Genomic DNA, 14,471 nt, shown 5'->3' on the forward strand with positions numbered 1-14,471 from the left:
GGCCCATCAGGGCTCCCGGTCCACCGACCGTGAAGGTGATGCATGTCTGCCGTGTGGCTGAAAATGCGAATGCGACCACTTCTGACGGCCCTGCTGGTCGTGGTCCTGGTCGGGGCCGGCGGCGGTGCGTGGTGGTACTTCCACCGCACGACCACGACGACCGGAGCGGCGGCCACCACGACGACCCGCTTTGTCGCCGCCAGCGTCAGCACCATCACCTCCTCCGTCTCGGCCTCGGGCACCGTCGCCCCGGCCGTGCAGGATTCGGTGACCTTCGGCGCTTCCGGAACGGTCACGGCTGTCAAGGTTTCGGCTGGGCAGACGGTCAAGAAGGGCCAGGTGCTGGCGACTCTCTCGACGGTCGGCCTCAAGGCCGCCCTGGCCTCGGCCAATGCCACCGTGGCCTCGGCGAAGGCGAAAGTCGCCGCTGCCAAGGCCACCGTCACGACCGACACCACGGCCGTCACGACCGCTCAGACGGCGGTGACCACCGCGGAGACGGCCCTCACCACCGCACAGGAAGCGGTGACGACGGCGGCCGATGACGGCAGCAGCACCGAGGAGGCGACTGCCGCAACGGGTCTCACAACGGCACAGAACAACCTGACCGCAGCGGAAGCCGATGTGCAGACCGCGCAGGCCAACCTCGTGTCAGACAAGGCGCAGGTGATCTCGGCGAACGGCACGGTCACTACCGCCGAGGCTGCCTTGGCCACTGCCAGGACCGAGTTGAGCGCGGCGACGCTGGTCGCGCCCGTTGCCGGCTTGGTGGCGACGGTCGGAGTCGCGGTCGGAGACTCGGTGACCGGCAGCGCGTCCGGCTCCTCGACCGGATCCACCTCGAGCGAGGGGTCCGGCGCCGCGTCCGGCAGTGCCGGCGCCGGGTCGGGAAGTACCGGTTCCTCGAGCACCACGTCGAGTTCCACGCCCTTCCTGATCGTCTCCACCGCGAGCTGGGTCGCCAACGTGACCGTCGACGACACCTCCATCGCCCTCATCAAGGCGGGGATCCAGGCGCAGCTCACCGTGGGCAGCGCGACCACTCCGGTCTTCGGCACCGTGGCCTCGGTCGGGTTGATCTCGACGAGCACCGGCAGCACGGCGAGCTATCCGGTGGTCGTGAGCATCACCGGGACACCGACCGGCCTGCACGACGGCACCTCGGCAACGGTGGTGCTGATCTACAAACAGCTCACCGACGTGTTGACCGTACCGACTGCCGCGATCCACACGACGACGACAGGGAAGGTCGTCTACCAGACGGTGGCCGGAAAGCAGGTGTCGACCGTCGTGACCACCGGAGCGGTCGGCAACGGCGTGACGCAGATTCTCACCGGGCTGGCCGAGGGTGACGAGGTCCTGGTGACCACCACGACGGTCGCCCGTACCGGAACCGGGACGACCGGCCGCACCGGGGCCGGGACCGGTGGCTATGGAGGCCCCGGCGGGTTCACCGGTGGCGAGGGCGGTTTTGGGGGCGGGACCGGAGCGGGTGCCGGCGGGTTCACCGGCGGCGGAACCGGCGGCGCTGCAGGCGGATTCACCGGCGGCACCAACCGGACGGGTGGCTGAGATGGCGCGAGGATCCGCCGAGGAAATCACGGATGAGCAGCCGATCGTCTTCAGGCGCACTGTGATGTCCGGGCCACCCGCCGCCGCACCCGTCATCGAGCTGGACCAGGTGGCCAAGATCTACGCGACCGGTTCGCTCTCGGTACGCGCCCTCGACGGCATCTCGTTATGCATCGAGGAGGGTGAATACGTGGCCATCATGGGTCCGTCCGGATCCGGGAAGTCGACGTTGATGCACATCATCGGCTGTCTGGATGTCTTGTCGGAGGGCAGCTACCACCTCGCCGGGGAGGACGTCAGCGAGATGGACGAGATCGATCTCGCCCAGATCCGCAACCGCCGCATCGGATTCGTCTTCCAGCAGTTCCACCTGCTGCCCTCGCTGACGGCCTGGAAGAACGTCGAGCTGCCGATGATCTATGCCGGCCTGTCGAAGGGTGCGCGCAAGGCCAAGGCGATCGAAGCTCTCCGGCGGGTGGGCCTCGAGGACCGGGTGAACCACAAGCCGGGTGAGTTGTCCGGTGGCCAGCAGCAACGTGTCGCCGTGGCCAGAGCCCTGGTCGGTGATCCCTCGTTGATCCTGGCGGACGAGCCGACGGGAAATCTGGACTCCACCGCCACCGAGGACGCCCTCGGCCTGTTCGACGAACTGCACGAGCAGGGTCGCACCATCGTGCTGATCACCCACGAGCTCGAGGTCGCCGAACGGGCCAGGAGGATCGTCCGGGTCCGGGACGGCGTGATCACCTCCGACTCGGCCAACCCCGACGTCGGCCGTGACCTCGTCCGAGTCGGCGGCCGTCCGAAGCAGCACGGGGCCGGTGTCGACGCGTGAATTTCCTCGAAACGCTGCGCACCGGTTGGGCTTCCATCGTCTCCCACCGGCTGCGTTCCGGTCTGACCATGCTCGGCATCCTCATCGGGATCGCCGCGGTGATTCTCACCGTCGGCCTCGGGTTGGGAAGCCAGCAGCAGGTTGGCGCCCAGATCAGCGCCCTCGGCAGCAATCTGCTGATCGTCTCCCCCGGTAGCACCACCTCGACGGCGGGTGTCCGCGGCGGGTTCGGTTCGGCGTCGACGTTGACCACCGCGGACGCAACCGCGTTGGCCTCCAAGGTCGCGGCACCCGACATCGGTGCCGTCGCGGCAGTCAAGACCACTTCGTTGTCGCTGACCAACGGCTCGACGAACTGGACGACGTCCGTGGTCGGCACCAGCCCCTCCTGGTTGTCCGTCCGGTCGAGAACGCTGTCCAGTGGCCGGTTCCTCACCGACGCGGACGAATCCGCCCAAGCTGCTGTCGCCGTGATCGGCTCGTCGACGGCGACGGAGCTCTACGGCAGTACGGACGTGGTCGGTCAGACCTTCACCACGAACAACATCGAGTTCACCGTGATCGGGGTGCTGGCGACGGCCGGATCCGACTCGACCACGAGTCTGGACGACCAGGCCATCCTCCCCATGGCCACCGTGGCCAACAGGGTCGTGGGAGGTACCAACAAGAGTTCGGTGTCCACCATCTACGTCCAGGCGGCATCGGCGGACCAGCTGTCGGCGGCAGATCAGGAGGCGACATCTTTGCTGCTGCAACTACATCACGTCACGGCGACCACGTCGGCGGACTTCACCATCAGCAGTCAGGAATCGTTGCTGTCCACGGCCACCTCCGTGAGCAGGACCCTGACGATCCTGCTCACCGGAATCGCCGCCCTCTCATTGCTGGTCGGCGGCATCGGCGTCATGAACATCATGCTGGTCTCGGTCAGCGAACGGACCAGGGAGATCGGGCTGCGCAAAGCACTCGGGGCCCCACCCGGTGCGATCCGGCGCCAATTTCTCGTGGAGGCAACGATTCTCGGCCTGGCCGGCGGCCTGTTGGGCGCTGCCCTCGGCATCATCGGCGCAAAGGTTCTGCCACATTTCATCTCCACCGTCCTGGTCATCTCTCCGATGGCAGTCGGTGGTTCGATCGCCATCGCAGTGGCCATCGGTGTGATCTTCGGCGTCTACCCGGCCGCCCGGGCAGCCAAGCTCGCGCCCATCGATGCCCTGCGCAGCGAGTGACTCCTTGAAGACTCAGATTAATCGTTCCGTACGCCCCGCAACGCTTCTCGCCATCACGTCATCGCCAACAGCCGATCACCAGCGAAGTGAAGGACCACTCATGACGAACACCAGGATCATCCTCAGCGCACCTCGGGCGCCCCGCACCTGGCCCAGGTCGTTGATCCTGGGAGCTGCCGCCCTCGCCATCGCGGGAACCCTGGTCGCCTGCAGCAGTTCTTCGAGCACGGCGACGCCGGCCCCCGCCGGACAGGTCGTCGCGCCGAACGGCACGGCCGGGGCGACGACCGGAGGCGCCGCTGGAACAGGGACGGGCGCCGGTGTGGCAGGCGGTGTCCGCCCGGAAGCCTACGGATCCATTGCCGCGCTCGCCGCCGGCACTTTGCAGGTGCAGAACACCACGGCCCAGACCACCGTCAAGTACACGTCGGCGACCACCTTCACCGAGACGGTGAAGAAGGCGATCCGCGACGTCAAGGTCGGTTCATGCGTGACAGCAGCGGCTGCGGTGACCCAACCGACCGGCACCGGGTCCGCGCCTGCCAGCGGCGCGGCACAGGCGCCGACCTCACGAGCGGCCGTCACCGAGCTGACCGCGGCGACAGTGCTGATCTCGCAGCCTGTTGCGGGCGTGTGCGAGGCGGGCGCCGGAGGCGGCTTCGGCGGTGGAGCCGGCACCCGCCCGACCGGAGCGGCCGTCCCGAACGGCGGCGCTGCCAACGGTGGCGCCGCCAACGGTGCGGTCCCCTCCGGGGCATCGGGCGCCGGCGGAGCGGGCGCGTCCGGCTCCGGGACGGCCGGTCGCGGAAACTTCGGTTCCTTCGGCGAGCGCACCTCCGGCACGGTGACCTCGATCAGCGGTTCGACCATCGTGGTGCAGGAAACCAATCGCACGACGAGGGCGACCACCAAGGTCACCGTGACGGTCAACGGCAAGACGGCCTACACCGAGACGGCCGCGGCGAAATCCACCGCACTCGAGGTGGGACTCTGTGCGGTCGCGATCGGCACGGCGGATACGACGGGTGCGGTGGCGGCCAAATCCATCGCGCTGAGCCCGGCCGGCGCGACGGGGTGTACCAGCGGCTTCGGGGCCGGCGGTCTCGGCAACCGCACCGGTCGTCAGGGCGGCACCAACAGCGGCCCGGTGACCACCAATGGCTGAGATGGTCAGCCCGGCGGTGACGGCACGAAAGCGGCGCAAGCAGCGTCGCCGAGCAACGGTCTCCCTGATCGCCATCGGTGGATTGCTGGCGATCGGTGGCGGGATCGCCTACGCCAACAGCGGTACCAAGGCGACTTCCTACCGGACCGCGCTGGCGGCACTCGGATCGGTGGACCAGACGACGACGTCCGCGGGGATCATCAGCTACGTCAAGAACTCGACCTCCGCATTCTCGGTGGCCGGGACGGTGGCGACCGTGGCGGTCAAGATGGGGCAGAGCGTGACCGCCGGCCAGGTGATCGCCACCCTGGATCCCAGCGATCTGCTGGCCGACGTCACCGCGGCGAAGGCGACCCTGGCGGCAGATCAACGCGCCTTGACGACGGATCTGGCGACCCAGGCAGCTGATGCCGCGCAGTCCGCGGCGGCCACCACCACTGCAACGACGACAACCGCCGCGACCACCGCCGCTGCCACCACGACCGCTGCGGCTGCCGCGGGATCGGGTAGCGGTTCCGGGTCGGCCGGGTCCGGCTCCTCCGGCTCTGGCTCGTCCAGTAGTGGCTCTGGCTCGTCCAGTAGTGGGTCCGGCTCGTCGGGTAGTGGGTCCGGCTCGTCCGGGAGTGGTTCCGGCTCCGCCGCGGCGACCGCCAACGGTTCCGGCCGATCGACTGGCAGCACATCACATTCCGCAGCGCCCACGACCGTCGCCGCGGCGACGGCGGGCGCTGGTGGCGGGCCCGGTCGGTCCGGGACCACCACCACGACGCCGACGACCGGAACGACCGCGACGCCACCGGGCTCGGGAGCGGGCGACGATCTGAAGAATGCGCAGCAGGCGGTGATTTCGACCCAGTCCGCCATCGACAAGTTGCTGACCACGGTGAAGGCAGAAACCGCTCTGACGGCATGCACACCGATCTCGACCATGACGTTGCCGACCACCGAGACCGCGACCAGTTCGACACCGACCAATTCGACACCGACGTCGACCACGGCCACGACACCGACCACGGCCATGACACCGACCACCGCGACGACACCGCCCGGCGACACTACAGCGACCGACGCGACGACTCCGACCGAGGCGACCTCGTCGTCCACGGCTTCCCCGCCTGATCCTTCGACTGTGACGGTGACGCCGTCACCGGTCACCGTCACGCGGACGGTGCCGACCACGGTCACACTTCCCTCCACCGTCACAAAGACAGCCACGCCCACAAACACGTTGACCGTCACCACGACGGCAACGACGACGGCAACGACGACGGCAACGACGACGGCAACGACGACGGCCACCGCGACGGCGAACCAACCGGCGGCCTCCGTGAGCGTCACGCGTTCCATGCAGGACGCGATCGAGGACGTCGTCGTCGGGCGGGGCAACACCCTGGTGGCGGCGCAGGCCGCCTACGACGAGCTCGAGGTGTCCACGCCCGGCACCACAGCCAGCAGCACAACGGCCAGCAGCACGACAGCCAGCAGCGCTCCGGCCAGCAGCGCCCCGGCCAGCAGCACAACGGCCAGCAGCACGACAGCCAGGAGCGCCCCGGTCAGCACCTCGACGTCGTTGGCTCCGGCCGCGGCGCTGAGTCAGTGCCAGGCGGCGGTGGCCCAGGTGCTGAAGGATCAGACCGAACTGGCCGACCTCGAGTCGACCCAGCAGAAGAATCTGGTCACCCTGGACAAACTGCTCGACCTCGGCACCACGGGCACGGGCACCGGCCGCGGCGGCTCGAGCGCGCCGACCACGTCCGGGTTGGCGCCCACGAGCACCTCCTCGCGGGGTGGCTCGGGCGCCGGAAACGGCTCCGGAACAGGCACTGGGAGCGGCTCTGGCACCAGTAGCGGCACCAGTAGCGGCACCGGAACTGGGACGGGCAACACGTCAGGGACCGGTTCGGGCACCCGCTCAGGCTCCGGCGCAGGAACGGGCACCGGCACGTCGGGCTCGACCTCGGCTGCAGCCGGAGCGGGCAGTGTATCGGGTTCGGGCAGCGGCGGTTCTGCTGGCTCCGGCTCCGGCTCCGGCTCCGGCTCCAGCTCCGGCACCGGCACCAGCACCGGCACCGGCACCGGCACCGGCATCGCAGGATCAGGTGGATCGGCCTCCAACCCGCAGGGTTCCGGCGGAGCGGCGGCCAATGGTGGGCAGTCGGGACGCACGCCGACAGCCGCCGACATCGCCGCCGATCAGGCGCAGATCGATCTCGACGAGGCCAACATCTCGGTGGTCGCCCAGAACCTGAAGGCGGCCACGCTGACGAGTCCCATCGCCGGCACCGTGGCCTCCGTGTCCATGACGGCGGGTACCGCGGTCGGCGCCAACTCCACCACGAGCGTCATCACGATTCTGGGGCCGGGTCAGTACCAGGTGTCGACCACCATCAGCCTCGCGCTCATCGATCAGCTCGAGGTCGGCGACAAGACTGCTGTCACGGTCAACGGCATCACCGATTCGATCCCCGGCAAGGTCACCTACGTCGGGATACTGAGCAGTTCCGCCACCTCGGGAACGACCACCTATCCGGTCACCGTCCTGTTGGATCCGTCCGCGCAGACGCTGTACCAGGGCGCCGGCGCCTCGGTGGCGATCACGTTGGCACAGGTCGCGAATGTGCTGACCGTCCCGACCTCTGCCGTGCACACGTCGGGCAATGTCCACTCGGTCTCGGTGCTGACCAACGGCCAGTTGGAGAGTGTGGCGGTCGAGGTCGGAGCGATCGGTACCGACCTGACCGAGATCACCTCCGGGCTCGAGGCCGGCCAGCAGGTCGCGATCGCCAATCTCGACCAGCCGATGGCGACGCCCAGCAGCAGTAGCGCCGCCGGTCTGCTGGGCGGAAGCGGCAACGCCAACACGGGTAACGGAGCGGGTGGCTTCACCAGGCCCGGTGCGGGCGCGAATCGCCCCGGAGGATGACTGAGTGACCTAGCCAGGATGACGCAGTGACCGGCGGCGGGCGACCGCCGCCGGTCAGACGCGGGCGCCGAGCAGCGTCGAGTGGATCTGATCCAGCCGGTCCACGTCGATGCCGACGAGCGTCTCGGCGAAGACGAGTCCGGGCGCCTCGGGAACCGGGATCTCGGACGGGACGACCAGCACGCCGATGCCGGCCAGCGACGCGGACCGTGACCCGGTCGGCGAGTCCTCGACCACGAGGCAATCCTGGGCGGGTAGGCCGAGCAGTTCCAAGGCCCGCAGGTAGGGTTCCGGGTCCGGCTTGTTCCTCGACACCTCGTCACCGCAGACGATGACGTCAAAAGTACGGTGGCCCAACGTATCCAGCGCGACCTCGACGAGGTTCCGGTAGGTCGCCGTGACGAGAGCGGTCCGCAGCCCGGCCGCTTTCACGGCGGCCAGCAATTCGCCGGCACCATCCTTGAAGGGCAGCCCGTCGTGGAATATCTGCAAGGTGTGATCGGTCAGCATCCGCGCCGTCGCCTCGGGCGTGCCGTCGACTCCGAGCTCACGGTGCATCAGGCCGATGGTCGCCCACATGTCCTGCCCGACCATGGCCTCGCGGGTTTCGGGCCGCAGTGCCCCGCCGTAGTGGGCGGCCACCCGGTCGAGGGCGATGGTCCAGAGCCGCTCGGAGTCCGTCAGCGTGCCGTCCATGTCGAACAGCACGGCCCGGAGCTCGGGAGAGGCGCCGGCGGCTGGGGACATCATGGGAACTCCTCGGTTGGGGTCGACCCGATCCTGGACGGATCGGGCGGGGCGACGCCCAGAAGAATATCGGGTCCACGAGCGGCTGACGGAGCGTCCGGCGCGGCGTCGGGGTCGCCACGAGCGGCCTTCCCCCGACGTAGGGTGAGCGACGTGAGTGACGTTTTCGACAGTGGCGAACCTACGGCGCTTCGGAGTCCGGTGATGATCGCCGCATTCGAGGGCTGGAACGATGCAGGGGACGCGGCCACCTCGGCGGTGGAGCAACTGGGCCTGGTCTGGGACGCGTCACCGCTCAGCGAGCTCGATCCGGAGGGGTTCTACGACTTCCAGGTCAGCCGTCCGACGGTCCGCCTCATCGAGGGCGTCACCAGGACCATCGAGTGGCCGACCACCAGACTGTCCGTCTGCCGCCTGCCGACCGTCCCGTACGACGTGATCCTGGTGCACGGCATCGAGCCGAACTTCCGGTGGAAGGCCTTCTGCCAGGAACTGCTGGACATCGCGCTCGCACACGATGTGGCCACCGTCATCACCCTGGGTGCATTGCTCGCGGATGTGCCCCACACGCGGCCGGTCCAGGTGACCGGTTCGGCCCACGACGAGTCGACGGCGGAGCGGCTCGGGCTCACCAGCTCCCGCTACGAGGGCCCGACGGGGATCTCCGGGGTGTTCCAGGACGCCTGCATCCAGGTCGGCATCCCGGCGATCTCGTTCTGGGCCTCCGTCCCCCACTACGTCTCGCAGGCTCCGTCTCCCAAGGCCACCCTCGCGCTGCTCCATCGCGTGGAGGAGGTCCTGGACATCGAGGTCCCACTGGGCGGTCTCCCCGAGCAGGCCGACGAATGGGAGGTCGAGGTCACCCAGATCGCCGCGGAGGACGAGGAGATCTCCGAGTACATCAAGGCCCTCGAGGAACGGGACGAGGAGGACGAGCCGCTCAAGCCGGCATCAGGCGAGTCCATCGCCGCCGAGTTCGAGCGCTACCTGCGCCGTCGTGGCCCGAAGCCGGGCGACTCGCGTCGATGATGTCCTCCCCGTGCCGGGCTCGGGGAACCCAATGACGCCTGCCGGTCGTTGTTCGGACGCGCTGACAGCATCAGCACCTCGAGAACAGAAGGCGGCCAGTCGTGTCCAACAGCATCGGTCCTGATTTCTCGTCGAACTCCGCCCTGTCCGGAGGCGCTGCCGGCGGCCTTGGGGGCCTCGGCGCCATGCGCCGACTGACCCGCTCCTACAGCAGCGGTCATCTGCTGGTGATCGGCAGCATCGACGTCGTCGCCGGCCTCATCGCGCTCGCCTGGCCTGGGGTGACGATTGTCGTCCTGGCGCTCATCTTCGGCCTGCTGCTGTTGATGGTCGGCGTCATGGCCATCGGGGTCGGGTCCGTGGTGCGCCGGGCCGGCGGCAGCCCGGTCGCCACGTACGTCATCGGCGGTATCGCCGTGGTGGCCGGCCTGATCTGCATCTTCCACCCGGGAGCCGGCATCTGGGCGATCGTCCTCGGCAGTGCGATCTGGTTCCTGCTGACGGGGCTCGGTGACCTCCTCGTCGCCTCCGCGTCGCCTGCAAACCGGGTATGGTTCGGCATCCTGGGCGTGCTGTCGATCGTGGCTGCCATCGTGTTGCTCACCCACCCCGGTGTCGCGATCGTGACGGTGGCGTTGATTGCCGGAATCTCGTTCATCGTCCGCGGTGTCGGGGAACTGGCACTGGGGTGGCGGATCCGCAAACTTGCTCACTGAGGGTGTCCATCTCAGCCGAAGGTCACAATCAGTGTTACTTTGCGTCCAACATTAGACACGGAGTGCATCCGTGAGTCAGGATGGTCACATGGGTTCCCCCGAGGCGCAGGTGTCGTCGCTCGGTGGATCTGTCGTGTCCGAGGACGTCACGCCCGAGTTTCTGCTCGAGCGCGTCAGCGGCGGTGACCGGCCGGCGTTCACCCAGCTGTACGAGCGGTTCTCGGCCAGGGTCTTCGGCCTGGCGAATCGCATCCTCCGCGATCCGAGCCAGGCCGAGGAGGTTGCACAAGAAATCTTCCTCGAGATCTGGCGCCGGGCCGCACGATTCGACCGGGCCCGTGGCAGCGCGACCTCCTGGATCATGACGCTCACGCATGGCCGTTCCGTCGACCGGGTGCGCCAGTCGCAGGCGTCACGCGTGCGCGATCTCCGCTCGTCGGTCGACAATTTCGATCGGGACGTCGATTCGGTGGCCGACTCCGTGGTGGACCAAGCGGACGCCGTCGAGGTGCGCGAATGCCTCGACACCCTGACCCCACTGCAGCGCGAGTCCATCACGCTGGCCTATTTCGGCGGACACACGCAACGTGAGGTCGGCGAGATGCTGGGTGCTGCGCTGCCGACCATCAAGACCCGGATGCGTGACGGACTCATCAGGTTGCGCGACTGCATGGGAGTGCCGGCCTGATCGAGCCGGCCCTGACCCACCCGTTCCGCGGACGCCGGACCCAGCCCGAGTGCTCGGTCCAGGCCTTCTACAGCTCCACACCCAGCAGGGCGTCGACCGCGGCGGCCACCGTCGGCCCCCCCACCGTGGTGCCGGCCGCCCACTCGTCCAGGATCGACAGAGCGGCGGGCGTGTCCAGATCGTTCGACAGGGCCTCCCGCAGTGCGGCGACGACCGGGGCGCCGTCGCTTCCGGGACGTCCGGCGGCGGCCCGCCAGGTGGCCAGGCGTTCGGCGGCGACCTGCAGCAGCAGGTCGTCCCAGAACCGGTCGGTTCGGTAGTGGCCCGCCAGCAGCGCCAGCCGGATCGCCATCGGGTCGACACCCTGCGTCCGCAGCTTCGACACGAAGACCAGGTTGCCGCGGGACTTGGACATCTTCTCACCGTCGAGCCCGATCATCCCGGCGTGCGTGTAGTGCTGCGCGAAGCGGTCCAGCCCGGACAGCACCTCGGCGTGGGCCGCCGAACATTCGTGGTGCGGAAAGATGAGATCGCTGCCCCCGCCCTGCACGTCGATCGGCCGGCCATCGGCTCCGAGGACGCCCAGCCGGTGACCGGCGATGGCCGCGCACTCGATGTGCCAGCCGGCCCTTCCCCTCCCGAGAGCTGACGGCCAGGACGGCTCGCCGGGTCGGGCCATCCGCCAGAGCAGCGGGTCGAGCTCGTGCTTCTTGCCCGGTCGATCGGGGTCGCCACCGCGCTCGGCGAAGAACTTGTCCATCGTCGCCCGGTCGTACCGGGATTCGTACCCGAAACGGCCGGAGGTTTCGACGTCGAAGTAGACGTCCGGGAATTCGGCATCGTCGACCCGGTACGCCGCTCCGAGTTCGACCAGCCGGTGCACAGCGGCCGAGACCTCGTCCATCGCCTCGACTGCGCCGATGTAGTCCGCGGGCGGCAGGACCCGGAGGGCTGTCATGTCCTGACGGAACAGTTCGATCTGCTCGGCGGCCAGATCCGCCCACTCGATGCCGTCGCGCTCGGCGCGTTCCAGCAGCGGGTCGTCGATGTCGGTGATGTTCTGCACGTAGTGCACCTGGTGTCCGGCGTCGAGCCAGAACCGTTGCACCAGATCGAATGCCAGGTAGGTGGCGGCGTGGCCGAGATGCGTCGAGTCGTACGGGGTGATCCCGCAGACGTAGATGGTCGCCACCGGGCCGGGACCGGTCGGACGGACCGTGCCGGTCGAGGAGTCGTAGAGACTCAGGATCGCGCTCCCTCCGGAACCATCAGGTCGTGGGGTGAGGGTGGGCACGGAAGGAGAGAGCCAGGAACGCACCCGACCAGACTATCCAAGGTCGACAGGGTCCCCGGACCGTCCGGGGACGACGTGACGGTTGGTCTGCAGGACCGCCCGCTGCCACCGGGTGAGAGCCATCCCCCTGACGTTTTGCGGGGGCGATGACACCGGGAACATCAGGTTGGCGTGATCGGAGTGGTGTGGCAGGTTCAACGCGTGGCCCAGTTCGTGCGCGAGCACGGTTTCGTCGTACGAGTGTGGGTTGGCGGCGTCGTACAGGGTGCTCTGCGTGATGACCCAGTCCGCCGAGATCCCGAGCGAGCAGCCGGTGGTGTTGCCCGCGATGTTCCGCACCACCACCACCGTGATGGGCGCGGCGACGAGCCCGGGATCGACCCCGTCATTCACCTCGGCGCCGAGATGACGACGGTAGAAAGCGGTGTGCCCCAACATGTCATCGATCATCAGCCCTCGGTTGGCGCGTGGGTCCAGCGCTTCGGGCGGAGGAATTTCGGAGACGGTGCGAACTCCGACGACCCGGACGCGGAGACCGGCATGCTGCTGCAGGATGCGGCCGGCGTTCTCGAGCGAGGGGCGCACGGCGTCGGCGCTGCACAGCGGTGTCCCGCTCTCGTCCCGCAGGATCAGCACCTGGACCCGCAGCACTCCCGGCGCGCGGTGGCGGCCGACCAAGGTGTCGACGGTGGCCTCACCCAGTCGGGCGGCTCCGCTGGCCAGGTCGAGCGTCATACCGGCAGCCGTGCGGCCGAACGCACGGGCGAATCCGGTGACCGGTCCGAGCAGGCCCGAGCCGGTCGGTCGCCGTGGGGACGCGTTCTGTTCGTCGTTCCTGCGGATCGCCACGGCTACAGCGGCGGCCACGGGATGGCGGACCGCCCGCGCGGCGGCATCGGGTACAGCGGCGACATCTGCAGGTAGTCGATCCGCCTTGCCAGCGTGTCGATCTCGGTCACCGTCAGGTATTCGTCCATCTCCAGACGGAGATCGCCGGCCATACCCGTCGCGAGCCGTGCCAGTCCCTCGACGACGGAGTCCGGGAGGGACTCCCCGGCCCAGCCCCACAGGACGGTGCGCAGTTTGTCGTCGGTGTGGAAGCACAGACCGTGATCGACGCCGAGCACTCCCCCGGCGGCTGTCGTCAGGATGTGGGAACCCTTGCGGTCGGCATTGTTCACCACGACGTCGAAACCGGCCAGCAGCTTGAGCTTGTCCTCGTCGGCATGAACGACGGCCACGTCGGCGCCCCCGGTGTCGACCGCGCGCATGATCGGCAGCCATCCCCTGGGGATCTTCTTGGCGGGCACCAGGTCCACCAGGTCCGGACTGTCGTCCGGCTGCTCGATCCAGCGCTGCACCATGCCGTTTCCGTAGGGGCCGCCACGCATGATGGTCAGCGGGACGCAGTCCCACTGGGCATACTCGGCAATTCGGCGGGCCGCCACCTCGCGGTGGGCCAGGGTGCCGTCCGGGAAGTCCCACAGCGGGCGCTCACCACGGATCGGCTTGTAGACGCATTCCAACTCGACGCCGTCCAGCGACGACACCGCCAGCAAGGTCAGGTTCGACGCGTCGGTGAGTCGGCCGCTGATCTCCAGCGTGCCCTCGGTCAACACCTGCCTGACGGTGTCCTCGTCCAGCAACTGGTCCGTCATCTCGGCCGGGTCCGGCAGATCTCCGGCACTCATCGGATCACCGATGGCGCGTCAGGCCCCGGCACCGCGGTGGTAGCCGTTCAGCCGCGGGCAGATGTGCCCTTCCGGATCGAGGGGGTTGGAGCAGAGCGGGCACGGGGGTCGCCCGGCCGAGACGACAAGCTCTGCGCGACGGGCGAAGTCACTGGCCTCGGCCAGGGTCAGGAAGACGCGCAGAGCATCGGGTCCGTCCTCCCGGTCCTCGAGCACGATGTCCTCGCCGACCTCCTCCTCGCTGAGCGCGAGCAGCTCGACGATCACCTGCGATTCCTCGCCGTCCCAGGCCAGACCCATGGTGCCGACCCGGAACTCGGCGTCGACCGGGGTGGTCAGCGTCAGCTCGGTGGAACCCGCTCCCTCCATTGCCGGCGCCGTCACGTCGAATCGTTTGGCCACCTCGGTGATGAGGGAGCCGAGCCGATCGGCCAGCACGGCCACCTGCTGCTTCTCGCAGGCCACGGAGAAGATGCGGCGGCCTTTGGCCACCTGGAGGAAGAACTCGCGGTCGCCAGGTTGCCCGATGGTTCCGGCGAGGAAGCGGTCGGGCGAGCGGAAGACGTGGACCTGTCGTGTCAT

The 14,471-nt window shown here is 68.6% G+C and carries 14 protein-coding genes; 8 read left to right on the forward strand and 6 right to left on the reverse strand.

What is annotated here, in order from left to right:
• Window positions 1–42 precede the first annotated feature (42 nt).
• The 4 genes from ABIB25_RS15320 to ABIB25_RS15335 all read left to right on the forward strand — a co-directional run bounded on the left by ABIB25_RS15320 (window position 43) and on the right by ABIB25_RS15335 (window position 4,801).
• The gene (locus ABIB25_RS15320; protein ID WP_354529330.1) at window positions 43–1,572 is read left to right on the forward strand and encodes an efflux RND transporter periplasmic adaptor subunit; all 1,530 of its coding nucleotides are present in this window, start codon (window positions 43–45) and stop codon (window positions 1,570–1,572) included.
• Window positions 1,573–1,636: 64 nt separating this feature from the next.
• Window positions 1,637–2,407 (forward strand): ABC transporter ATP-binding protein, encoded by a 771-nt coding sequence (locus tag ABIB25_RS15325; protein ID WP_354529331.1) that lies wholly within the window; start codon window positions 1,637–1,639, stop codon window positions 2,405–2,407.
• Complete coding sequence (locus tag ABIB25_RS15330; protein ID WP_354529332.1) at window positions 2,404–3,636, forward strand: ABC transporter permease; 1,233 nt, start codon at window positions 2,404–2,406, stop codon at window positions 3,634–3,636. Before ABIB25_RS15325 ends, ABIB25_RS15330 begins: the two co-directional genes overlap by 4 nt.
• A 100-nt stretch (window positions 3,637–3,736) precedes the next feature.
• Complete coding sequence (locus ABIB25_RS15335) at window positions 3,737–4,801, forward strand: hypothetical protein (protein ID WP_354529333.1); 1,065 nt, start codon at window positions 3,737–3,739, stop codon at window positions 4,799–4,801.
• 366 nt (window positions 4,802–5,167) lie between these two features.
• Here the strand turns inward: ABIB25_RS15335 and ABIB25_RS15340 are convergent, their stop codons facing one another.
• Window positions 5,168–6,139, reverse strand: coding sequence for a hypothetical protein (locus ABIB25_RS15340; RefSeq protein ID WP_354529405.1), 972 nt, complete (start codon window positions 6,137–6,139; stop codon window positions 5,168–5,170).
• Between ABIB25_RS15340 and ABIB25_RS15345 the strand changes: the two genes are divergently transcribed.
• Entirely contained in the window at window positions 6,129–7,724 is a 1,596-nt protein-coding gene (locus ABIB25_RS15345; protein ID WP_354529399.1) for an efflux RND transporter periplasmic adaptor subunit, read from the forward strand. The genes ABIB25_RS15340 and ABIB25_RS15345 overlap by 11 nt on opposite strands.
• 54 nt (window positions 7,725–7,778) lie before the next feature.
• Here ABIB25_RS15345 and ABIB25_RS15350 read toward each other — a convergent pair whose 3' ends face one another.
• Window positions 7,779–8,474, reverse strand: coding sequence for an HAD family hydrolase (locus ABIB25_RS15350; RefSeq protein ID WP_354529334.1), 696 nt, complete (start codon window positions 8,472–8,474; stop codon window positions 7,779–7,781).
• Between the two features lie 201 nt (window positions 8,475–8,675).
• Between ABIB25_RS15350 and ABIB25_RS15355 the strand changes: the two genes are divergently transcribed.
• From ABIB25_RS15355 to sigK, 3 genes are all read left to right on the forward strand, one after another.
• Window positions 8,676–9,500, forward strand: a complete 825-nt coding sequence (locus tag ABIB25_RS15355) for a PAC2 family protein (protein ID WP_354529400.1) — start codon at window positions 8,676–8,678, stop codon at window positions 9,498–9,500.
• A 101-nt stretch (window positions 9,501–9,601) separates the two neighbouring features.
• A complete protein-coding gene (locus ABIB25_RS15360) occupies window positions 9,602–10,216 on the forward strand; it encodes an HdeD family acid-resistance protein (protein WP_354529335.1) in 615 nt (204 codons plus the stop codon).
• Between the two features lie 88 nt (window positions 10,217–10,304).
• Complete coding sequence (sigK, locus tag ABIB25_RS15365) at window positions 10,305–10,904, forward strand: ECF RNA polymerase sigma factor SigK (RefSeq protein WP_354529336.1); 600 nt, start codon at window positions 10,305–10,307, stop codon at window positions 10,902–10,904.
• Between the two features lie 67 nt (window positions 10,905–10,971).
• Here sigK and mshC read toward each other — a convergent pair whose 3' ends face one another.
• The 4 genes from mshC to ABIB25_RS15385 are packed head-to-tail and all read right to left on the reverse strand — an operon-like array spanning window position 10,972 to window position 14,471.
• Window positions 10,972–12,222 (reverse strand): cysteine--1-D-myo-inosityl 2-amino-2-deoxy-alpha-D-glucopyranoside ligase, encoded by a 1,251-nt coding sequence (gene mshC, locus ABIB25_RS15370; RefSeq protein WP_354529337.1) that lies wholly within the window; start codon window positions 12,220–12,222, stop codon window positions 10,972–10,974.
• Window positions 12,223–12,231: 9 nt separating this feature from the next.
• A complete protein-coding gene (locus ABIB25_RS15375; RefSeq protein WP_354529338.1) occupies window positions 12,232–13,047 on the reverse strand; it encodes a matrixin family metalloprotease in 816 nt (271 codons plus the stop codon).
• A 2-nt stretch (window positions 13,048–13,049) separates the two neighbouring features.
• Window positions 13,050–13,889 (reverse strand): SCO1664 family protein, encoded by an 840-nt coding sequence (locus ABIB25_RS15380; RefSeq protein ID WP_354529339.1) that lies wholly within the window; start codon window positions 13,887–13,889, stop codon window positions 13,050–13,052.
• Window positions 13,890–13,907: 18 nt separating this feature from the next.
• On the reverse strand, window positions 13,908–14,471 hold the full coding sequence (locus ABIB25_RS15385) for a DUF3090 domain-containing protein (RefSeq protein ID WP_354529340.1): 564 nt from the start codon (window positions 14,469–14,471) through the stop codon (window positions 13,908–13,910).

This window comes from Nakamurella sp. UYEF19 (assembly GCF_040546275.1).
Taxonomy (GTDB): Bacteria; Actinomycetota; Actinomycetes; order Mycobacteriales; family Nakamurellaceae; genus Nakamurella.

Coding starts and splice junctions, on each gene's coding strand:
- sigK (WP_354529336.1), top strand. CDS start 10,305: ATGGGTTCCCCCGAGGCGCAGGTGTCGTCGCTCGGTGGATCTGTCGTG.
- ABIB25_RS15385 (WP_354529340.1), bottom strand. CDS start 14,471: ATGACACGACAGGTCCACGTCTTCCGCTCGCCCGACCGCTTCCTCGCC.
- ABIB25_RS15350 (WP_354529334.1), bottom strand. CDS start 8,474: ATGATGTCCCCAGCCGCCGGCGCCTCTCCCGAGCTCCGGGCCGTGCTG.
- ABIB25_RS15355 (WP_354529400.1), top strand. CDS start 8,676: ATGATCGCCGCATTCGAGGGCTGGAACGATGCAGGGGACGCGGCCACC.
- ABIB25_RS15380 (WP_354529339.1), bottom strand. CDS start 13,889: ATGAGTGCCGGAGATCTGCCGGACCCGGCCGAGATGACGGACCAGTTG.
- ABIB25_RS15325 (WP_354529331.1), top strand. CDS start 1,637: ATGTCCGGGCCACCCGCCGCCGCACCCGTCATCGAGCTGGACCAGGTG.
- ABIB25_RS15335 (WP_354529333.1), top strand. CDS start 3,737: ATGACGAACACCAGGATCATCCTCAGCGCACCTCGGGCGCCCCGCACC.
- ABIB25_RS15320 (WP_354529330.1), top strand. CDS start 43: ATGTCTGCCGTGTGGCTGAAAATGCGAATGCGACCACTTCTGACGGCC.